A 22,249-nucleotide genomic window follows, 5' to 3' on the forward strand; every position below is an offset into this window, starting at 1 on the left:
AACATGTTAGATCAATCAATAAGAGATAAGTATACCGCGGTTATAGGGCTTGAAGTGCATGCGCAGCTAGCCACCAATACTAAGATATACAATACTGACTCTAATTCTTTCGGAGACAACCCTAATACAAATATTAGTGTTATTACACTAGGGCACCCTGGCACACTTCCAAAGCTGAATAAAAAGGTGGTGGAATATGCTATTAAGATGGGACTGGCCTGTAATTGCAATATTAGCAGGGAACAGATCTTTGATAGAAAAAACTACTTCTACCCGGATCTTCCTAAAGGATATCAGCTTACTCAGGATAGAACTCCTATTTGTATGCAGGGACATGTAACTGTTTTCCCTAAAAATGGAGAAAAGAGGGATATTCCTTTGAATAGAATTCATATTGAAGAAGATGCTGGTAAATCTATTCACCTTGAAGGTGAAACAGATACTCTGGTAGATTTTAACAGGGCAGGAGTTCCTCTTATTGAAATTGTAACTGAACCAGCCATTGCTACATCTGATGAAGCGGCCTCTTTTTTAACCGAAGTTAGAAAGCTGGTACGTTACCTGGATGTTTGTGATGGTAACATGGAAGAAGGTTCTATGCGTTGCGATGCTAACATCTCGGTGATGTTAAACGGCTCTACCACTTTGGGTAAGAAGATAGAGGTAAAGAACATGAACTCTATCCGAAATGTACAAAGAGCCATTGATCATGAAATTGTAAGACAGATCATTGAGATAGAAAAGGGAAACCAGATTGCCTCAGAAACCAGAACCTTTGATGCTGCCACAGGCACTACTGCTGGCATGCGTACTAAAGAAGAACTTAACGACTATAGATATTTTCCTGATCCGGATCTCAGCCCTCTTCATGTGAGTGAAGAATGGTTAAATGCTATAAAGGCATCTATGCCTAGCTTGCCTAATGAGCTTCTGGAGAAATATATTAAGGAGTATCAACTCCCAGAATATGATGCTCAGGTACTTACAGATAGTAAGGAGATAGCTTTGTATTTTGAAAAGGTTTGTGCTCAGACATCTAATTTCAAAGCCGCTTCTAACTGGATGATGGGACCTGTAAAGTCATATCTGAATGACTCTTCGGGTAATATCAATGATTTAACTTTATCTCCAGAGCAGCTGGCTGAGATTATTGGTCTGGTAGATGATAGCAAGGTGAGTTTTTCCGCTGCCAGCCAGCGTCTCTTTCCAGCTATGATAAAGGCTAACGGTAAGTCTGCACTGCAAGTGGCAGAGGAACTAAATCTCATTCAGGACAGTAATAGTGATTCTATTGGTGGCGTAATTGATGAGGTACTGGAAGCCAATCCGGATGAAGTGGCAGCCTACAGGAAAGGTCGTAAAAATCTTCTGGGAATGTTTATGGGTGAGGTAATGAAGAAAAGTAATGGAAAGGTAGACCCTAAACTAGCTAATCAACTTTTAAGAAATAAGCTTGAAGAAGCTGTAAAACCATAAAACTTTATGAATAAAGCATTTTTAATTTCTCTATTGTCTATAATTTGTGCCTGCTCTGGAGCTACTCAGGGAGAAAATGAAGGAGGTGATAAAACCATCACCATTTCTGGAACTGTTGGCTATCCTCAAACGGGGAGCATTATTCTAGAGAAATTCACTGAGAACAGAACAGTGCCTATAGATACGATTACTTTAAAAGAAGATAATTCTTACAGCACACAAGTAGATGTAGAAGCAGCAGGCTATTATCGTCTTAACTTTTATAACATACAGCTAATTCCATTAATACTCGATGATGAGAACATACAGGTAAATGTTGATGGAAATAACCCAAGAGGCTTTAAAGAAGTAAAGGGTTCCAGCGATCATGACTTTATTGAGGATACTCAGAAAATGTTTCAGGACTTTCAGGCTACCAGTGAGGTTCAAGCTATCAATCAGCAGTTTATGGAAGCTCAACAGGCTGGTGATGAGGAGAAGATCAATTCGTTAAGAGATGATTACTTAAAGCTTGATGTAAAGTTTAAAGAGAAACTGATGGCTAAAATAGATAGCATGGGAGCCTCTTTGGGTGTGGTTGAGATTTTAAGAAGTGGAAACTTCCTTGATAAGGATAAACATATGGATTTCTATACCTCTTATGCTGAGCTTTTGAAAAAGGAAATGCCAAACTCTCCAGTTGCTCAGGATTTTGTTAAGACCGTAGAAAATTCTAAGAAATTGGCTATCGGTCAGGTTGCTCCGGATATTGCTTTACCAAACCCTGATGGTGAGATTGTGAAATTATCTTCTCTAAGAGGTAAATACGTGTTGGTTGACTTCTGGGCAAAATGGTGCGGACCTTGTAGAAGAGAAAACCCTAATGTGGTAAGACTTTATAACAAGTATAATGACAAAGGCTTTGAGGTATATGGTGTTTCTTTAGACAGAAAAAGAGAAGACTGGCTACAAGCCATAGAGCAGGATGGCCTGCACTGGACTCAGGTTTCTGATCTTAAATACTGGAACTCTGATGCCGCCAAGCTTTATAATATCAGTGCTATTCCTTTTGCTGTTCTGTTAGATCCTGATGGTGTTATCATCGGTAAGAATTTGAGAGGCAGAGAGTTAGAGGTTAAGTTAGAAGAGATTTTCAATAACGAGGGTTAATAAGGCCAGGTGGCGCCTTTAAAAAACTTTAAGCAAGAGCCGAATATTAAGATTATTCATCTAAGTATTTTATCAATACTTTATTTGGCTCTTGCTTTTTTCCTTTTTCACCAGTTAGGTGTAAAATATGTAAATGACACCCACCGCTATCTTGATTATGCCACTCGGCTCAAATCAGGATTTCAGATAGATGAGCATAACATCTGGTACATTTCTTATGTATTCTTCATTTACCTGCTAAGAGCCATTTCGGGCTCTGATAATTATCTGGTCATTATCCTGGCTCAATACTTTCTTGGTTGTTTGGCGTGTCTTAGTCTTTATCAAACAGCATATCGAATCTTTAACAACAGGTGGGCCGGTTTTACGGCAGCATTATTATATATTAGCTTCTATGAGGTGATGAGCTGGCATTCTTATTTATTGTGTGAGTCTCTTTATGTAAGCTTAGTTTGCTTCTCCCTGTTCTTCCTGAGTCATACTGTACATCGTAGATCAATCATTTCGGGGTGTCTTACAACAGTGTTCATAATATTAACATGTTTTGCTAAGCCCACAGGCATTGCATTAGTTGCTGCGGTTGTAGCCGTGCTGATTTATCAACTATGGATAAAAGAGAAACGTAAGTATGTAAAATGGCCTCTTGCAATACTTGGTGCAGGGATAGTTTTGTATGCTGCCAACACCATGCTTTACACCTTCAACTTCATAGGAGATTATGAAACAGGTGAAATTATATATGCCATTGGTACTGTTCCATATCAGGAGGAGTTTAAGTATTTAATGATCACGGTGCCGAGTCACCTGAATTTGCCTGAAGATAACTGGCCGCCTCTTTTCCAAATGGTTTACTTCATAGTAGCAAATCTCTGGTATTTTCTAAAACTGTTTTTCATTAAAGCTTTTTACTTTTTAGCTCATTTTAGGCCATATTGGTCGTGGAAACATAATATCTATGCAGTAGGTTTTCTAGGTGCAATCTACTTTTTTACATTTCGAGCCTTTAGCTATCAACTTCCGAAGAAGGTGATGATTTTTTGTTGTGTTTATGTTCTAGTACACATCATGAGCGTTGGTTTTACAACAGTAGATTGGGATGGTCGGTTTTTAATGCCGGTTCTACCTGTGCTTTTTATTCTGGCTTCTCAGCCCCTTATAGCCTTTATAAGTCGCTCTTTGCTAAGAGATAAGTCGGAAATGTTATAGTCAAATCCTCAGCCTTGTCGGTAATGTGTAAGCCTTTGGCGGATTAGTTCTAATAATTGGTGGCAGGTCCTTTTACCTTTGTAATATCATTTAAAGTTTGGTTTATCATGAAATTCAAATTTGATTTTCGAGAATTGCTAAAATCTATGGCTGTACTTTTAGTGCTTGTCATAGGATTGCTTGTTTCAAGGGGTGGGTTTTAAGCTAAATCCTTAATCAACCTGGGCAAGTGCTGCTTTTTACCTAGTGTTTGATGTCTTCAAACATGAGTGTTCTTAGGTAAATGCAGTGCTTTGCTTTTTATGAATCTGCCCATTCCTTGAAATGAGATACCTTTTTCTTACTGATGATTATCTGATCAGCAGCTTCAGGATTTACTTTTATTAATAGACGGCCATTGAAATAGTTTTCAATTTCTTTTATGGCAGGTCTTGACATCAAGTATTGCCTGTTTATTCTGTAGAATCTATTGGGGTCTAGGTCATTTTCAAGCTGATCCAGGTAATAGTCCACCAGATATTCTTGTCCGCTATGGGTGACTATGAATGTGCCTTTTTCCTTCACATAGCAATAGGCTACATCACTGACATCTACCAGCACCATTTTTTGCTTATAATTAACCAAGAAACTAGACTTATAACTTTTAGGAACGAATGAGCTTACTATAGCCTTTATTTCGTCCAATTCATAGGCCTTAGATTTGTTATGCTGCTTTAAAAATCTTTCTAAAGCACTATGGAGATCCTCCTTTTGTATTGGCTTAATGAGATAATCAATACCGTTGACCTTAATGGCCTGCAGCACATAATGCTCATAGGTAGAAGTAAATATAATGGGTATTTCTACAGTGATGCTTTTGAAAATATCGAAACTAACACCATCAGGAAGCTGAATATCCATGATGACCAGGTCTGTTTTTGGGTCAGACTTAAAGTATTGAATAGCAGCACTTAAGGTTGAAATTTCCTTTTGAATGCGAAATTCGGCAAGGTCAGATTCTTGTAAAAGGGATTTTAAATGTTCCAGTTCATCTGGTTTGTCTTCAATAATGGTGAGGTTTATCTCATTCATCTCAGTAGGCTAAGGCTGGGTGGTTGTTGAGCTGGCAAAGATAACCTTTACAGTAGTTCCTGTACCTAATTCACTTGCAATTATTACCTGTGCCTTACTTCGCTCTGCAAATTCCATCACTAGTCTCATACCCAGACCCACTCCGGACTCATTTTTGGTGCCTTTATCAGACGTTGCCTTCAGTTGATTAATTTCAGACAGCTTTTGAGCGGTCATTCCTACTCCTTTATCTTGAATCATCACCGTGATGTTACCATTATCACTATAGGAGTTTATTTGAACAGAACTACCTGATTCTGAGAATTTAATAGCATTATTAATTAAGTTTCTGAAAATGGTTTTTAAGCTATTCTCATCGCCATTTAAATATATGTCAGGCTCCGTTTCAAACTCAAGGGATATCTGCTTGCTTTCGGCGTGTGCTTTAAATAATTCAATAATTTCAATAAGAAGGTCATTGACAGAAATTACCGTCTTTGTAATTGGGAAACTGTTTTCTTTGTTTATTGACCATTGAAGCAAATTGTCTAGAAGCAACAGAGTATTTTGAGATGATCGCCTCATGTTATTGCTTAAATCCTGAATCAAATCAAGACGCTTTTGATTGGTATAGTGTAGCAGTATCCCGGAAATACTTATGAATTCCAGTACAAACCCGCGCAGATCGTGAGAGATAATGGAAAAGAACTTATTATTGATGGTTAAAGCCTGATCTAATTCTTCCTTTTGCTCTCGTAAAATTCTGTTTTTCTTTTGTCTATTATGTAGAAGATAGGCCATCAAAATGGCTATAAGTAATGCCATTATGAGAATAAGTGTAGTCCATAGTCTTCTGGATTTTTCTTTTTCTATTTTCGTTTCGAACGTAAGCTGTGCCTCCTTCTGTGCAAAAGCCAAGGAGTCTCGTTCTTTCTGAAAAGCATATTTGGCCTCAATACGACTTGTTTTTCTTATTACATCTTGATTATAAATGCTGTCTCGTAATGATAAGTGCAATGACAAGGCCTGATAAGCTTTTTGATGATAGCCTAAAGCAGAATATGCCTCCGAGAGCAGCTTATGACTTTTGCTTTCAAGCTCTTTCAACTGATTCTTTTGACAGTATTGAAGTGTCTTATTTAGATATGAAATGGCTTTATTGTAAGCTTCTTTTTTGATATAATATTCTCCTAGTGCGCAGTGTATATCTGCTTGCAGTGCTGGAGCTACAATTTCTTTGGATAGGTCCAGGCCTTTTTCAAGTATATATTTGGAGGAATCAAGTTGACCAAGATGAATATATAGATTACTCAGATTAAGGTATATTTCAATGGTTTTGGTCTTATTACCTACGCTTTCATTGAGTGTTAATGCATGTTCAAATGATTCCCTAGCTTTCTGAAGTTCTCCGGCTTCATCATAATAAGTGCCCAAGGCATTGTAAACTGAAATTTCGCCATCAACATCATCGATAGCTTCTCTAATTTTTAATGACTTTAGGTAATAGCCGTATGCTGTTGAATCCTCTTTCCAATCTGTGAAAAGTAAGCCAAGGTTATAGTAGGTGGTTCCCAAACCTGTGGAATCGTTCATGTCTTGCCACATTTCTTCGGCTTTAAGGTAGTATTCCAGCGAAGAAGGGTAATCTGCCTTCTCATGAGCTATAATGGCCATATTACCTATGCAAAAAGCCATGGTTGGTTTGTTATTTAAAGATTTTGCCAGTTCGTAAGATTCATTAAAATCGCTGAGGGCTTTATCATATTCACCGAGCCTCCAGTGAGCTAATCCCATGTTGTTTAGAGCAATGGCCAAATAGGATGTATTATGCAGTCGTTTGGCTATTTGAGCAGCAGAAATAAAATTGTTTAGAGCATCTTGGAAATTCGCTTCTTTATAATAAATACCACCCAAATTAATCATACCAACAGCTACACCATTGGAATCAGCCTCATGAATTCTTTGGGTCAGAGCGGCCTCATAGTAATAAAGAGCTGAGTCTAGAATACCCATTCTGTAGTAGCTGATGCCCATATTATTGTAGATAGAGGCAAATTCACTGGAATCACGAGAGCCAAGAGCTAAACTATATGCCTGGTTAAAAATGTCAAGCGCTTGGTCAAAACTGCCTATCTTATTTTTTATATCACCTTTTTTAGATAGTGCTCTAACTACACCATTGGTATAGGAATTCTGCCTACAAAAGGAGAGTAATTCATCACATATATGCAAAGCTTCTTCAAAATTACCAGATTTCTGCTCGTATTTGGCTGTGAGCAAATGGGCAGTAACTAGCTCAGGCAGGTTATTTTCTTTAGAAGCAAGATTTATGGCTTGCTGATTAGTAGTAAGAAATCCTGTAGTATCGTTACCCAGGTATTCTGTGGATAAGGCGTTGAGTACATTTATTCTTACCGATGGCTTTAAATTCTGTTGTCTCAAAATATTCTCAAGAGAATCTACACGGTTCTGAGCATTACCTGCAGAATACACGATGAGAAAGTACAAGAGAAATAACCTTTTCAATTTAATTTTTTTGTGGTCTGGGAGAGGGTTGTCTTAAATAGACTTCAAAAGTATAAAAGTGGCCCTAGATTCCCTAGATATTTGCTTAGTCACTATGGTCAAAATGCTAAAATCAGTGTGAATTTTTCAACTTATGTATAATACACTTCAGTGGTGAAATAAGATGCTTAAGCTTGAAATCTATTTTATAGAAGCATAGAGCGGGTTAATTTCATGCCAATATGTTAGTTGAATTTTATAGTTATGTTCGGAAGCTTTAATTCTATTTCTAAGAATTATTTAAATAATAGCATCAACTTTTCTAAATTGGGAGCTAGCGGTTTGCCGCCTAATTTTAATAGAGTTATGAAACCTACTACCCAGTATACTAAGAGTGGTCGTATAAGTATTGCATACCAGGTTTTTGGCTCAGGTACTACCGATTTGGTGTACATACCAGGGTGGGTGTCTAATATAGATTGGATGTGGTCATGCCCTGAGTTGGTGAGCTTCTTCATAGAACTTGGAAAAATGTTCCGCGTGGTGCTTTTTGATAAGCGAGGAACAGGACTTTCTGACCGCGTGGTGGAGTTATCTACCATAGAAGAGCGCATGGATGATATTCGGGCTGTAATGGATGCTATAGGTTCTCAAAAGGCCGTGCTTTTTGGTCACTCCGAAGGCGGATCTGTTTCAGCATTGTTTGCTGCCACTTACCCACATAGAACTATTGCCTTAATTACCTTTGGGGTTTTTGCAAAACGCAGATATTCAAAGGATTATCCATGGGCACCCACTGATGAAGAGCGTCAGGAAGTGTATGATATGATAGAAAACCGCTGGGGCTCAGGTGAAATGTATCTTGAGTCGTTAGCGCCGTCAAAAGCGAAGGATAAGGTTTTCATGGAATGGTTGGCTAATTATTTCAGATCAGGAGCTAGCCCAAGTGCGGCCTACGTGCTCACCAAAATGAACACCGAAGTAGACATCATTGATATTTTAAGTTCTATAAAAGTACCTACCTTATTAATGCAGCGAACGCATGATGTTGACGTGAAGATCGAGGAAGGTAGATTTATAGCGGAACGAATTAAAGGCTCAAAATTCGTGGAATTTGATGGTAGTGATCACCTCTTCTGGGCCGGAAATACCAATGAAATATTAGATGAGATCAAAAACTTTATTTCTACAGTGACCCCTGTAGAAACATACGAGGAAAGGTTATTTACCATAGTGGCTGCTCGTATTGTAACATCTCAAATGGTGCACACTGATATACATAGTGTTGTTGCTCAAAAGGTAAAACAATACCGTGGTAGATTGATAGGTTTCGATGCCGAGTCATTCATTGCTACTTTTGAAGGACCGAGTAAGGCTGCTCATTGTAGTATAGATTTGGTAGATCTAATGAGTAATGTTGATATACAACTAGCAGTAGGTATTCATATTAAGGAGGTGGCTGTGAATGAAGCTCATTTTATTAATGGTGAAACGCAAGATTTTATATCCACTATACTTGAGGCAGCTGAACCTAATCAAATACTTATTACCCAGGCGGTTAAATCTCTTTTGTCTGGAGCGGGGCTTGGTTTTACGCCCTTTGTAAATACAATGTATGATGCCACTGATCAGCAGCTATCGTTGTACATGCTTACAGATCATTTAAGTCCTAGAGAAGCTACTTATCACAAAGCTAAATCACCGCAAAACGACTCATTTTTGGAAAACGTATTGCAAAGTATAGAGTCGCACATGACTAATGATCAGTTTGGTGTAGAAATGTTATGCAGGGAGGTGGGCATTAGTGAGAGACAGCTTCAGCGAAAGCTCAAAGCCATTACCAATAAGTCTCCTAATCAGCTTATTTCTTCTGTACGACTTCATCGCGCTAAGGAGATGATGCTTATTGAAAAAGACAATATTTCAGAGATCGCCTTTAAAACAGGATTCTCAAATCCATCTTACTTTTCTAAATGCTTTAAGAAGGAGTTCGGTCAAAGTCCTTCAGAGCTTCTTCATCAATTTGAGAATTAGAAAGCCCTATTATAGAATAAAGAAAGTGAAGGTAGTCTTAAGGCTACCTTTTTTTGTGCCATATATTTCAGGTGGATGTCGGTTTAGTGATAGGTGATGTCGGAAATATGAGTGCATTTGGCGGTTTTGTGCTAAAGTAGGATATAAGTCTATTGTAATTTTGATGTTAAATAATAGAACTAAAACAACAGAATATAGGCATAACGGATAATCTAAAATATCAATTTTCTATAGTCCTTTTTAACTCAAACGCATGCAGACTGAAACATTAAGTTTTTCAAAAACCCAAACATGGAGACGCCATTATGCAGATGGTGTTCCATTTAAAATTAACCCATTAGCTTACCATTCACTAGTTGATCTTTTTGAACAAAGTATCAATAAGTATCGTCTACTGCCGGCCTATGAATGCATGGGCACCTGTATTACTTTCGGTCAGCTGGATTTGCTGTCGCGCAATTTTGCAGCTTACCTTCAGAATGATTTGGAGCTGAGCCCCGGAACCAAAGTAGCCATTCAGATGCCTAATCTTCTACAATACCCTATAGCACTGTTTGGGGTACTTAGAGCAGGCATGGTAGTGGTAAATACAAATCCGCTATACACTCCACGAGAAATGAAACATCAATTTGTGGATTCTGAAACCGAAGTGGTAATTATCCTGGCCAATTTTGCTCATAATCTGGAAGAGATTATAAAGGATACTGCTATCAAACATGTCATCATAACAGAATTGGGCGATCAGCTGAGAGGTGTTAAAAGGGTGATAGTGAATAAGGTAGTGAAGCATGTGAAGAAAATGGTGCCTAAATACAGCCTGCCAGGAGCTGTATCGTTTAACAAAGCTTTAAAGTGTGGTGAGCAACATTCCTTTCAGGCTGTAAGTATTAAAGGAAAAGATACCGCCTTCTTACAATACACAGGCGGAACTACCGGGATTTCAAAAGGGGCCGTGCTAAGCCACACCAATGTAGTTGCTAATATTGAGCAATTTACTGCCTGGATCACTTCATCAAAGCTTAGAGAGGGTAAAGAGATTATTATTACGGCGTTGCCGTTGTATCATATATTGGCACTGGTGGCCAACTGTCTGTCGATGCTTAAGATGGGGGCCAAGAACGTGCTGATACCAAACCCCAGAGACATGAAAGGATTTGTGAAAGAATTGAAAAAGCATCCTTTTTCTATTTTTTCAGGAGTGAACACACTCTATAATGGCCTGCTCAATGAACCTGATTTCCATAAGGTTGACTTTTCAAACCTAAAGTTGTGCGGCTCTGGTGGTATGGCTGTGCAGACCGTTACGGCAGAGAGGTGGAAGAAAGTGACCAATGTGCCAATTTCTGAAGGTTACGGTCTTACTGAAACTTCACCCATACTTACTTTTAATGTGCTGGTAGATGGTAAAGAACGAATCGGAACAATCGGTATTCCATTGCCAAGCACGTCATTAAAAATAGCAGATGATAATGAGCAGGAAGTGGTAGATGGCACTCCTGGTGAAATATATGCCAAAGGACCTCAGGTAATGCATGAATATTTTAACAGACCCGACGAAACTTCTAAGGTTTTTACTGGTGACGGATGGTTCAAAACCGGTGACATAGGAGTGAAAGATGAGGATGGTTTTTTCAGAATTGTAGATAGAAAAAAGGAGATGATTTTGGTTTCAGGGTTTAACGTTTACCCTAATGAAATTGAGAATATTGTATCTCAACATGCAAAAGTAGCAGAGGTGGCAGCCATAGGTGTGCACGATGAAAAGTCTACTGAAGCGGTGAAAATATTTGTGGTTAAAAGTGATGCGTCTCTCACAAAAGAGGAGATCCTGGAACATTGTAGAAAGAATCTTACTGCATATAAAGTACCTAAACATATTGAGTTTAGAGATACATTGCCTAAGTCAAACGTAGGAAAAATACTGCGTCGCATGCTAAAAGAAGAATAGTTTCCATTTCATAGCATAGTTCCCATACCATTCATTTTGTATGGTTTAAAAGGTGTTCTCTTCGGGGAATGCCTTTTTTAATGTTTACATGTCGGAAAAGTGATATCATGTCTGATTTGTGCTAGATATTATGTCGGATATTTAAGCATTTTGGGCGGAATTGTGCTATCAAGAGGGCCTAATGTCATCTTACCTTTGTATCAATGAAATTAACCTGTGGATGATTCATATATGTGCGATTGATCTGAATTAATGGTATATATTAGATTGATAATCAGGTATTTGAGAATAAAGTGATTATTGAACCTTAAGATCATTTTATTTCAAAAATAGTCACCTGATAAAGCACTGGAATAAGTTTTTACTTTCTACAACTCTTCAGTGCTGCAAAAGCAGATTATCATTTCATACAAACAAAATTTATTAAAACCATTTACAAATGAACAAGTATTTTAAGCATTTAGGTATTATGTTTTTGGCTTTCGTAGCCATTAGTGTCATGAGCTGTCAGGATGACGAGGGTGATGAGCCAGATCTTAAGTTTAATGTTAAAGTGATCAATGACTCAGCCTTTGGAAACATTATGGTAAACCAGAAGAATGAGACTATTTATTTCTTTGCTGGTGACATTTCAGGTGCAAGTAACTGTAATGGTGGTTGCGCAGATGCATGGCCTCCAGTAACAGGAAGTATTGACGATCTTGAGCTTGGCACTTCTTTAAGCATGGCTGATTTCAGCATGATTACCAGAGATGGTGGAGAGAAGCAACTAGCTTATAAAGGATGGCCTCTATACTATTTTGCTCCGGATAATGATGGAGTTCTGGAAACAAGTGCCAGCATAGCAGGTGATGGCCGTGGTGGCGTATTCTACATAGCTAAGCCAGATTATTCAATCATGCTAGGAAAACAATCAGTAAAAGATGGTGAAGACGCTGTTACTTATTTAGTAGATGGTGACGGACTCACTTTATATGACTTTGTTAATGATGAAGAAAACACCAGCAACTGCTCTGGCGGATGTGCTAATGCATGGCCTCCATTTAACCCGGCAGGAACTTTAATCATTCCTTCAACACTATCAGCTAGTGACTTTGATACATTCTTAAGAGGCGATGATCTTGGCTATCAGCTTACTTACAAAGGTCTGCCACTATATTACTTTACTACAGATGCTGAAGTAAGAGGAGTAGTAGAAGGTGAAGGCGGAGGAAACGGCAACTTCTTCGTAGTGAAGCCTGTGTTATAAAAATATAATTGGGAAGTTTGATGAAAGGGCTGCATGAGAGTGCAGCTTTTTTTGTTTATGGAGACTGAAGTATTGCCAATTTTAGACATGTGTTTTAAAATTCTTGATCCAAAGAGTTTTCATAGCTTCCTGATCAATTTCCTAATGGGTGATTCGAATATTAAATAGGTTAGTGCAGCCGTCAATAGGAGGGCTGTTAGCCTGATTATAAAAGCAGTTGCTATCTCCATGTCATATAATCCGAAGTATTTTTTTAATCTGTGGTCAGAAAAAATAAACCATACAGGTAGTTGCAGGATATATAAACTATAACTGATTTTACCCAAAAAGACTAAAGCAGGATGAGTTAGCCAGTCTGTCCATTGGCTATTAGAGAGAGCTAAGAATAATATCAAAAGGCCAAGAATGATAGCCAGCAATCCTGTGTGTAGCGTAAGTCCCATCGGAAATCGTAAGATGACTAATAGCGCTGTTAGCAGAAGCATGATTTGGAAATGATAGCCTTTTGAATGTGTTAGTCGATTCTGTATAAAAAAGTATCCCATCAGGTTGCCTATCAGAAACTCATTAAGATGGACCACCGGGAAGTAGTAAAGATCTGTAGTACTATAGATAGGTATGTGCAAATATTCGGATTCAATTAAGTAAAATATGATTTGACTCATAGCCCAATAAATACAGATACCCACGGTTAACCATTTGATCTCCACTTTGGAATAAATAAAATTAACAAGGAAGGGGAAAATGAAATAAAAGAAGAACTCCACAGAAATAGACCAGGCAGGAAAGTTGATAGCAAAGGCTTTTTCCGGCACCCAGCTTTGTAGCATAAGCAGGTTTAATACCATTGATGAGGTATCTGTCCATTGAAAAAGGTAGATGAGCAGATGTAGAAAAATGGCCAGCAGGTATACCGGGTAAATTCTAGCAAGCCTTTTTTTAAGAAATGAGAAGAATTTGATCTCTGATTTATTTCCATAAGCCACTACCATTACAAAGCCTGAAAGCACAAAGAAATAGCTCACAAATACATAAGCATTCTCAAAGAGAAATGATGTGTAGCGATTATGAAAAAAATCTATGTTTTCTCCAAAATGAAAGATAACAATGAATATGGCTGCTAAAAATCGAGTAAACGTAAGTTGCTCTACTCTCAATCTGATTTAAGAATTTTGTGTTTGAGGATTAATCGGAAAGATGAATTTAGTTAAAAATTAATATATTTTAATTTTTAATATGATTTTGCTGGATTAAATATGGAAATGTAAACATTATTCCATCACGGAAACCTCATAATACTTATTAGCCACCTCAAAAATCACTTTGTCCTCTAAGTTTACAACGTTATTGATGACAAGAGGAAATTTAAATTTTGTGCTCTGCTTGTTTAATTTTAGCTCGTAATAATAAAGGTTTTCAGAATTTACGGACATTACATAATGATTACTGCCTTTGAAATTGTAGTCTAAAGTTACGTAATCAAACTGATCTAAAGGACTGGCTGAGAAATAGGACTTCTTGTCTAGTTCGTAATTGCTCGGCATACAGTCCGTAACTCCATTTAGCTTTGATTTGATAATGGTACCTCGATATAAATAGTTGCTCTGCTCTAAATAGATTTCCTTGTTTTTATAATGAGCAATAGCCGTATTACTCTTATCTAGTTCAGTAATGCAGCGTAATCCATTGATAACATCTTCCTCAAGAATTTCATATCTTTTATCTTCAAGGAAATCATATAAAGCATCACCCTTTAATTGTTGATTTTTTATTTCGGAGGCATATTTTTTCTCCATATTGGCATCGCTAACATATTCCAATGACACTGTTTCTAAATATGTCAATTTGAATGCTGGTGATACATATTTGAAGGTCTTTCCCTGTTTTTCATCATACCCATAAATAGAACCAGAGGTATCAATCCTGATTTGGTTGTTTGGCAGAGCTAATGTTTTTATAAGCTTTTTCGAAGCCTTGTTATAAATCAATACTCTGGCATCGGCTATGGAATTATTGGTGAGAAAAAAAACGTATTTATCGGTATCTCTATAATAAGTAGGAACTGGCTCTATCTCTTTAAAAGTAAATTTTCCTTCCATATCAGGACTAAAAACAGCCATGTCTGGATACTTATCTTCTTCGGTGCTGCAGGAGAAAAGTAGTATCAATAGGAGTAGAGGAAGGTATCTCATTAGGTTAAGAATGGTTTACTGGTTAAAAGTAGCGATGTTGCTTGGTAAATTAGTTATTCTAAGGCTATAAGGAAATTAAAATTTCCCTGTTTTCAAATTAACTCCAGCACCTTAGCCAGTCTATACGCTTCAATCGAATTTTTAACCCTTAGTTTTTGCAAGATATTTTGCCGATGTCTATTTACAGTATTGGGGCTAATGTTCAATGATTCAGCTATTTCCTTACTCATTTTTCCATGTGCAATTAATAAAAGTACTTCCTTTTCTCGTGATGAAAGTATATCCTGGTAGTTAAAATCATTACAATGCAGGGTTGAGCCATTAATAGAATTAATTATTAGCCCTTTCTCATGAATCAGTGTATTCATACTCTTGCCGGATACATTATAAATACAAAGGGCTAATCTCACGCTGTCACCCTCAGTTGCATAAAACATCCGATGCAATATTTTGATGTATTCACCTGATTTACTTCGAATTCTAATATTAATGGCGGTATAATAATCTGTCCATTCATCTATAGGCAAATCCTTGAGATAATAAAAGAAATAATACTCCAGAGCTTGCTTTTTCTTGAGATCATCAGGGTGCATCTTATCGAGTATTTCATCTTCCCAGATGGAAGAAATCTCATGTGGTTGAGAGCTGCTTTTTTCGGAAAGCATGGAATAGAGTCCTCCATAATATATCGTACTCTTTTTAGTCTTCAGGTCGGAAAGCACAGAAATGGCATTTTCAACCTCAGAATACATTTTAGCTATAGCTTGATACCTGGATGAAATAGAGGGTTGATTTGAAGGATTGAAATTTTGACTTAAAAGAGCCTTATCCAGTTTTGCTTTAATATTCACAAGTATGGTTATTAATAACTATTGAAATCTTTTTTGTGTGACATTAGCTTTGCGAATATATCATTTAAAAGAGTAACAGACCTTCTTAGCTTAAATCAATTGGTCGGTTATACATTCATTAATCAACAAATAATACTATGAGAAAACTAGCTCTAATTCTAGGTCTGGCTTTGATGACTAATTTATCCCAATATGCTATGGCACAACGGTTAGAAAAAATGACTTGGTTTAACGAACCTGAGGAGTGGGAAATAAAGGATAATGCACTCTTGATGTCAGTTACCCCTCAAAGTGATTATTGGCGTATATCTCATTATGGATTTACTGTGGACGATGCTCCGTTTTATTACAGCACTTACGGTGGTGAATTTGAAGTGAAGGTGAAGATTACCGGTGAATATAAATCTCGTTTTGATCAGATGGGGCTGATGCTTCGTATTGATCATGAAAACTATATAAAGTTTGGTATTGAGTATGTAGATGGTAAGTACAACTTAAGTACAGTAGTGACGCATAAAACCAGTGATTGGAGTGTTATAGAAATGGATAAAAAACCAAAATTCGTTTGGGTAAAGGCAGTGAGGAGATTAGATGCTGTGGAAATTTTCTATTCATTTGATGACAAAACGTACACTATGATGAGGAATGCCTACCTGCAAGATAATACGCCGGTAAAAGTGGGTTTAATGGCGGCAAGTCCAGATGGCGATGGCTTTAAAGCAAAGTTTGAAGAGTTTCAGGTAAAGCACCTCCCTGATCAGAGAAGGTTAGAATGGTTGGAAAAGCATTAATCAGAAGGTTTGTAAATATTAAAGCATAGGCTGCACGTAAATGCAGCCTATTTTTTTATTTATTGCACACTTATCTTTCTGACTTTTCTTTCACTATCACCCTCCAATACTACCAAGTAGACTCCGGCTGGTATATTCATATCTAATTCTAAGTCAGCTTGTTTTGAAATGGGAACCTGCTTCCAGGTTTTGCCATAAATATCAGTTACTGATACCTGCCTAATGCCTGAGAGTTCACCAAGCTGAATAGTGAGCGTACCTGTAGTAACGGGATTAGGAAAAAGTTGAAACCCTTCCTGATCCTCTTCAAAGAAATCGCTGGCTATTCGGCCACCACTGGATACATCACCGAAACCAATTGATCCATTGCAATGCAGCCATTCACTGTTAGAGCCACCACAAGAACCGTTTTGATATACTCCTGTATTGTAAGATTGACTTTCCGCCTGTCTGGTAGAACCATTCACCTGGATATAATCCACCTGCACATCTCTACCACTGGCATCATTATCAAACTGTACAATGATACCCCCAGTGCTGCTGGTAGTGGCTGTATAGTTGGCCATGCTGGTACCAAGCGTCCAGCTGGCTATGGTTTGGTTATTCACCCTCAGGTTGATGTGTTCGCTGCCGTTGGTGCCGCGGGCTCTCACTACAATGGAGTTGGATCCTCCACCGCCTCCGCCGTTATTGCCACCGCCACCGGAGTTTCCATTAGACCATACCGTTACATTAGAGCTGCCACTGCTCTGATATCCTTCTGTGGCCATGACCTGGTAACTATGATTACCTAGGTTCCAACCTCGCGCAGCCCACGCATTCACATGGTTGGCAAAGGTGATGGTGTGGTTACTGCCGGTGGAAACCTTTGATCGTCTCACGCTCCAGTATTGGTAGAAGGTGGCCGTTCCATCAATAGAAGGTTGGTTTACTCTTTGAGTTCTGTAGATGTCATAGGTACCGCCATCTGAGGTTACAGTGCCTACAGCGGTAGCACCAGGAGGACGCCAGCTGCCCCAGCTTTCTACTACATAATATTCTATTAATGGGCTTCTAGTCCATCCATAAAGCGTTAAGTAGCTGTTGCCGCTAGGAGAGTAGCTACCAGCATTATAGCCAACTACTCGGGTGGAAGAACCTGTGCTCCAGCCTTTTCCACCTACAAAATTACCGGTATTGGTCCAGGAGTAACTGTAATTACCTCCAGAGCCGAGTGTCATGCAGGCAGACCCGCCACCGTCAGACCAATGAGTGTAGTAATAGCCACCATTGCTGCCGGTTTGGTTGCCACAAATGGTTTGGCCCATTACAAGCAAATTGCTGATAAATATCAGGCTTAAAAACATGCTGAGAAACAGCATCAGTTTTTGATAATAAATTTTCATGAGAATTGAATTTTAAGAATTAGTAAATAGTATGCGGTACCACCTGCTTGTATCAGAAAAAAATACAAGAGGTGTGATAACAACTGGTATGGATGAACATGGCTATGCCAGGCACACCAATTATTCAGAGGGAGCTAGAAGCAGTTTTATCTCTTATCTCAGTGCATAGTCGGCGTAGAAGAGAACAGAAATTACATGAGCTGCTTAATTAAAGACACAGAAAGTGTATTAGCTGCTGATGTAAGACATTGAAAGTCAACTATCAGTAAGGTAGTAGAGAAGTTTCATATGTGTAGGTTTAGGTTCAATATAATTGCATATCACGCAATCGATTGCGTAAAGCTAATAAACGAATTAGATAATTACAACTATACCTTCGTTTCATATGGTTATTGAAAGCTTAATCTGAATTTATTATCATGAAAAAACCGGAAAAATACCCCTATTGAATATTTCGTGAATACCGAATAATAGTTGTATCTTGTTTAAGACTTAATGGGTGGCAAGGGCAGTGCATCTTCGGTACTGACGATTAGTTAACTATCAATCTTAACCATGTCACAAAAGCATATAAAGAACAAGAAAAGTTTCTTTGGCAGACCTGTATGGCAAAATAGTACCAAAACCTTAAAAGTAGAACCACTTATGTTGCTGGAGCCCTCCAGCTTGGACGAACTCATAGCAATTGTTCAGAAAGGCATAGATGATAATCTACCAGTAAAGGCGGTGGGGTCTGGTCATTCTTTTTCATCAGCCCCTAAATCAGAAGGGCTTTTGGTAAGTACCGATAAGCTGGGAAAAATAGAACAGTATCCCTATGCAGGTAATAACAATTTCATCGAGGTACAGGGCGGTATAAAACTTCGTCGCTTAAATGAAAAGTTAGAGTCTCTCAACCTGTGCATACCCACCATGGGCGGTATTGATCACCAAAGCATTGCAGGAGCCATTTCTACTGGTACTCATGGTAGCTCTCATTTACTTGGCGGAATGTCTAAAATGGTAAGGTCTATGGTTTTGGTAACTCAAGACCTTAATGACAGCTCTAAAGCTAAAGCTTATAGAATAGAACCTGCTAGCAGACCGCTAAATGATCCTGCCACTTGCGCTGGTCCGGATCTTATTCAAGATGATGATGTATTCAATGCTGCGGTGGTTTGCTTTGGCATGATGGGCCTGATCTATTCTTATGTTATGGAAGTAGAGCCCATGTATTACCTCAGCGAATGCCGCAAAGTGACCACCTGGTCCGATCTAAAACCAAAACTTAAATCCAGAGAAATTTTTAATGGCTTTCAGAGTGTGCTGGTGCAGATTAATCCTTACAAAGTAAATAATGAGGATAATCTGGCTCTCACATTAACTCATGAGCGATATGAGCATACGGACAAAAGCCTTCTCATGCAGCTTCTGGAGCATAAGTTTTGGGATAATATTAAAAGAATGACCCGCTCAGTTTCTTATGTGCTGGCCAGCATATTCCCTTACTTTCTCTATATCATGATATGGCGCATTAATAAGTTTCCTGGCTTTGTGCCGCGATTTGTTAATAGTGCCATTAAGTCTCAGAGAGATGAAGATTACATTAATAAAGGCCATAAGGTAATGTACCAGGGCCTTGACTATATTAAGGAACGCGCGTATGACTGTGAGTTGGTAGTAAAAATGGATAGGCATGGTGAGTATCTAAACTTTATTGACGAGCTCATTATGTATCTTGCCTGGTTACATAAAGAGTTTCAGGTTCATATTACATCGCCTTTGGGCTTAAGATTTGTGAAGTCATCATCGGCTCTCATTACCCCTGAGTACGGTTATGATGTTTGCTATATAGATACGCCAGTACTCAAACATATTTATGGCAGAGAAGTGCTGCTGAACAAGATTCAAAAATTTGCCCTTGCCAGAGGCGCGCGGCTACATTGGGGAAAGCTCAACTTCCAGATGGACGTAAATGATACCAAACAGCTGTATCCTGAGTATGACAAATTTTTGGAAATCATCAAAAGGTTTAACCCGAACAGAATATTCTCTAATTCCTTCACCAAGCGAGTAGTGGGTTATTAAACATCATCCTATAACTGATTAACTATGAAAATTGAAAACCATGCCCTAATTGGAGATCAAGTTTCCTTCCAACAGACACCTAACTTTTACAATGGACCTTTCAGAACAGCTACCGGGCTTGCTGATTCGGTTATTGTACACTACACCGCTATGACCTCGCTGCCTTTAGCCGTGAAGGCGCTTACCACCAGAAAAGCCAGGGGTAATGCCTCAGCGCATTTGGTGGTAGGTAAGAATGGAGAGGTAGTACAGCTCGCTAAGTTCAACTTCAGAACCTGGCATGCTGGTGATAGTGAATATAATGGAAGGAAAGGCTATAACAGCTATGCCATTGGTATAGAGATAGATAATGTGGGCTGGCTTCAGAAGATGTCAGATGGAACCTACGGTAGACAGGAGCTGCAGCAGACCTACACAGAGGATGAAGTGATGAACCTTAGACATTTTAATCCCAACGTTCATTATCAATACTGGCAAAAATATACAGATAAGCAGGTGGCTACAGTTACAGCTATTTGCGAATTGCTTAAAGAGACCTATGATATAAAGGAAATACTGGGACACGATGAAATAGCCCCGGCACGTAAGCAAGATCCAGGTCCCGCGTTTGACATGCTTCATCTGAGAAACACGGTTTTAAATGATAGATCTGATCACCTTGATGTTGGGAAAGTGAATGCCAGTTTATTAAATATTAGATCAGGTGCAGGAGTGAATTTCGAGAAAGTCGCCCAGCCTTTGAAGCGAAATACCGAGGTGCAGGTTTTAGAGGAGCAAGGCGGCTGGTATAAAGTAAGAACATCCATTGAAGGATGGGTAAGTAAAGATTTCATTGACTTTAGCGAATAGAAGGTAATGAAGAAACTTGGCTTACTTATTACCATAGCTTTACTTGCCGTAGCTGTTCTTTATTTTCTGAAGAATCCAGGTGTGCTGGAAGATATTTGGCTATGGTTGATTGGTTTGATAGGAGTGGGTAAAGCGTTTATTTCCAGGCTGTTAAAGGTAGGGGATGAGCCGGTTAATGCTAAGAAAGATAATGATGGTAAGATTGTTCAGAATACAAGTGAAGACTCATTCGACGGGCTCACCATCACTGTGCTGCGCTATGCTGATGATCAGGAGACAACCATTGGATTGCTCTATCTCAACCAGCAGTATTATTGCTATACACTGGAAGATACTTTTCATGAGCAAAAGATTGCAGATCAGACCCGTATTCCAGCGGGAACTTATCAGGTGGACTTTAATAAAAATGAAACCAACCTTACTTTAAAATACCGGCAGCGATTTCCAGAGTGGTTCAAATACCATTTAGAAGTGAAAAACGTGCCGAATTATTCCGGAATTTATCTGCACAACGGCGGCACTCATAAGGATACCAGCGGTTGCATATTGGTCTCTGATAGCCTGAATGTTTCGACCCAAAGAACCTATTTATCCAATTCCAGAGAAACTTTTAAAAGATTATACCTATACCTAAAATCAACTATTGAAAAGGGAATACCAGTGCGGATGGTGATTAGAGATGAGAAATGGTTTGCCCAGTCTAACGCATAATTATATGAACTCAATTCATAACGATATTACCGTAAAAGAAGCCCGAAAGACTATTGGATGGCTTAATCTTCTTTTTGGCTTTGCCATTGGCATGGTGGAACTCATACTGATTGGTTTAATGCTGTACGTTACCGTATTCAAGCATAAGAAGTCAGCTACCGATTATGATATAGACATTTTTAGTGTAGTTGCCATAGATCTCATTTTGCTGTGGCTTGGGGTGGTCATTGGATATTACGCCTGGGCCATTTATCATTATAACATCAATTTTGGTCTTACCAATGAAGACTGGGCCAGAATAAGGGCTCAGAAAGAGCAGGGAATAGAGGTAGAGGAAATTGATGAAAACCCACACAAAGCACAAACTCTTGGTCTTCCAGAGGGTACAGTGCGGGGTACTTTGGCTTTAACCCTGGCCATCGGCGCTTTAAGTATGCTCATAGCAGCTTTGGGCATGGAAGATACTAAACCCATTAACGTGCTGTTCATTGATGTTTTTGAGTTTTTCAAGACGGCCTTTTTAATGATGATTGCCTTTTACTTCGGCAACAAATCACTACAATATCTTAATTATGGCTCCAATACGGTCCGAAATCCTACTGCCAATAATTCTTCCAATACACCTGCAGTAAGCCCTCCGCCAGTGAGTCCGGCTACTGAGGGGGCCAGTAAATTAAAGGATAATCTTCATCAGGAAATGATGGCATCTGAGACCGCTCCAATGGAAGATAGAACAGATTTTGATAAAGAGGGAGCCATTGGTTGATATGAGGGTTGTCATTATCA

At 38.6% G+C, this 22,249-nt stretch carries 17 protein-coding genes; 11 read left to right on the top strand and 6 right to left on the bottom strand.

Annotation, left to right across the window (positions count from 1 at the left end):
- Nucleotides 1-3: 3 nt before the first annotated feature.
- The 3 genes from gatB to LVD16_RS15825 are packed head-to-tail and all read left to right on the top strand — an operon-like array spanning nt 4 to nt 3,831.
- A complete protein-coding gene (gene gatB, locus LVD16_RS15815; RefSeq protein ID WP_233769244.1) occupies nt 4-1,476 on the top strand; it encodes an Asp-tRNA(Asn)/Glu-tRNA(Gln) amidotransferase subunit GatB in 1,473 nt (490 codons plus the stop codon).
- 6 nt (nt 1,477-1,482) lie between these two features.
- Nucleotides 1,483-2,625, top strand: coding sequence for a TlpA disulfide reductase family protein (locus LVD16_RS15820; RefSeq protein ID WP_233769245.1), 1,143 nt, complete (start codon nt 1,483-1,485; stop codon nt 2,623-2,625).
- A 9-nt stretch (nt 2,626-2,634) separates the two neighbouring features.
- Entirely contained in the window at nt 2,635-3,831 is a 1,197-nt protein-coding gene (locus LVD16_RS15825; protein WP_233769246.1) for a glycosyltransferase family 39 protein, read from the top strand.
- Between the two features lie 300 nt (nt 3,832-4,131).
- On the opposite strand, the gene LVD16_RS15830 is transcribed toward LVD16_RS15825, so the two are convergent.
- Nucleotides 4,132-4,902 (bottom strand): LytR/AlgR family response regulator transcription factor, encoded by a 771-nt coding sequence (locus LVD16_RS15830; RefSeq protein ID WP_233769247.1) that lies wholly within the window; start codon nt 4,900-4,902, stop codon nt 4,132-4,134.
- Nucleotides 4,903-4,911: 9 nt separating this feature from the next.
- Nucleotides 4,912-7,407 carry a tetratricopeptide repeat-containing sensor histidine kinase gene (locus LVD16_RS15835; protein ID WP_233769248.1) on the bottom strand — a complete coding sequence of 832 codons (2,496 nt, stop codon included), beginning with the start codon at nt 7,405-7,407 and terminating at the stop codon, nt 4,912-4,914.
- Nucleotides 7,408-7,752: 345 nt separating this feature from the next.
- Here LVD16_RS15835 and LVD16_RS15840 point away from each other — a divergent pair, with 345 nt between their 5' ends.
- The 3 genes from LVD16_RS15840 (at nt 7,753) to LVD16_RS15850 (ending at nt 12,617) form a co-directional block, all read left to right on the top strand.
- Complete coding sequence (locus tag LVD16_RS15840) at nt 7,753-9,420, top strand: alpha/beta fold hydrolase (RefSeq protein ID WP_233769249.1); 1,668 nt, start codon at nt 7,753-7,755, stop codon at nt 9,418-9,420.
- Nucleotides 9,421-9,673: 253 nt separating this feature from the next.
- Entirely contained in the window at nt 9,674-11,368 is a 1,695-nt protein-coding gene (locus tag LVD16_RS15845) for an AMP-binding protein (RefSeq protein ID WP_233769250.1), read from the top strand.
- Between the two features lie 439 nt (nt 11,369-11,807).
- Nucleotides 11,808-12,617 carry a COG4315 family predicted lipoprotein gene (locus tag LVD16_RS15850; protein ID WP_233769251.1) on the top strand — a complete coding sequence of 270 codons (810 nt, stop codon included), beginning with the start codon at nt 11,808-11,810 and terminating at the stop codon, nt 12,615-12,617.
- Nucleotides 12,618-12,736: 119 nt separating this feature from the next.
- Here LVD16_RS15850 and LVD16_RS15855 read toward each other — a convergent pair whose 3' ends face one another.
- From LVD16_RS15855 to LVD16_RS15865, 3 genes are all read right to left on the bottom strand, one after another.
- Nucleotides 12,737-13,774, bottom strand: a complete 1,038-nt coding sequence (locus LVD16_RS15855; protein ID WP_233769252.1) for an acyltransferase family protein — start codon at nt 13,772-13,774, stop codon at nt 12,737-12,739.
- Nucleotides 13,775-13,888: 114 nt separating this feature from the next.
- Nucleotides 13,889-14,809 (bottom strand): hypothetical protein, encoded by a 921-nt coding sequence (locus LVD16_RS15860; RefSeq protein ID WP_233769253.1) that lies wholly within the window; start codon nt 14,807-14,809, stop codon nt 13,889-13,891.
- A gap of 92 nt (nt 14,810-14,901) precedes the next feature.
- A complete protein-coding gene (locus tag LVD16_RS15865) occupies nt 14,902-15,660 on the bottom strand; it encodes a response regulator transcription factor (protein ID WP_233769254.1) in 759 nt (252 codons plus the stop codon).
- 137 nt (nt 15,661-15,797) lie between these two features.
- On the opposite strand from LVD16_RS15865, the gene LVD16_RS15870 reads away from it, so the two are divergent.
- Complete coding sequence (locus LVD16_RS15870) at nt 15,798-16,451, top strand: DUF1349 domain-containing protein (protein WP_233769255.1); 654 nt, start codon at nt 15,798-15,800, stop codon at nt 16,449-16,451.
- A 59-nt stretch (nt 16,452-16,510) separates the two neighbouring features.
- Here LVD16_RS15870 and LVD16_RS27810 read toward each other — a convergent pair whose 3' ends face one another.
- Nucleotides 16,511-17,836 carry a glycoside hydrolase family 11 protein gene (locus tag LVD16_RS27810; protein WP_305038988.1) on the bottom strand — a complete coding sequence of 442 codons (1,326 nt, stop codon included), beginning with the start codon at nt 17,834-17,836 and terminating at the stop codon, nt 16,511-16,513.
- Nucleotides 17,837-18,391: 555 nt separating this feature from the next.
- On the opposite strand from LVD16_RS27810, the gene LVD16_RS15885 reads away from it, so the two are divergent.
- From LVD16_RS15885 to LVD16_RS15900, 4 genes are read left to right on the top strand one after another with little or no spacing between them, the layout of a single operon-like run.
- Entirely contained in the window at nt 18,392-19,903 is a 1,512-nt protein-coding gene (locus LVD16_RS15885) for an FAD-binding protein (RefSeq protein ID WP_233769256.1), read from the top strand.
- Between the two features lie 24 nt (nt 19,904-19,927).
- Nucleotides 19,928-20,752, top strand: a complete 825-nt coding sequence (locus LVD16_RS15890; RefSeq protein ID WP_233769257.1) for an N-acetylmuramoyl-L-alanine amidase — start codon at nt 19,928-19,930, stop codon at nt 20,750-20,752.
- Between the two features lie 6 nt (nt 20,753-20,758).
- Nucleotides 20,759-21,463: a DUF5675 family protein gene (locus tag LVD16_RS15895; protein ID WP_233769258.1), complete on the top strand. Its 705-nt coding sequence runs from the start codon at nt 20,759-20,761 to the stop codon at nt 21,461-21,463.
- Nucleotides 21,464-21,467: 4 nt separating this feature from the next.
- Nucleotides 21,468-22,229: a hypothetical protein gene (locus LVD16_RS15900; RefSeq protein ID WP_233769259.1), complete on the top strand. Its 762-nt coding sequence runs from the start codon at nt 21,468-21,470 to the stop codon at nt 22,227-22,229.
- Nucleotides 22,230-22,249: the final 20 nt, after the last annotated feature.

It is taken from the genome of Fulvivirga ligni (assembly GCF_021389935.1).
Classification (GTDB): domain Bacteria; phylum Bacteroidota; class Bacteroidia; order Cytophagales; family Cyclobacteriaceae; genus Fulvivirga; species Fulvivirga ligni.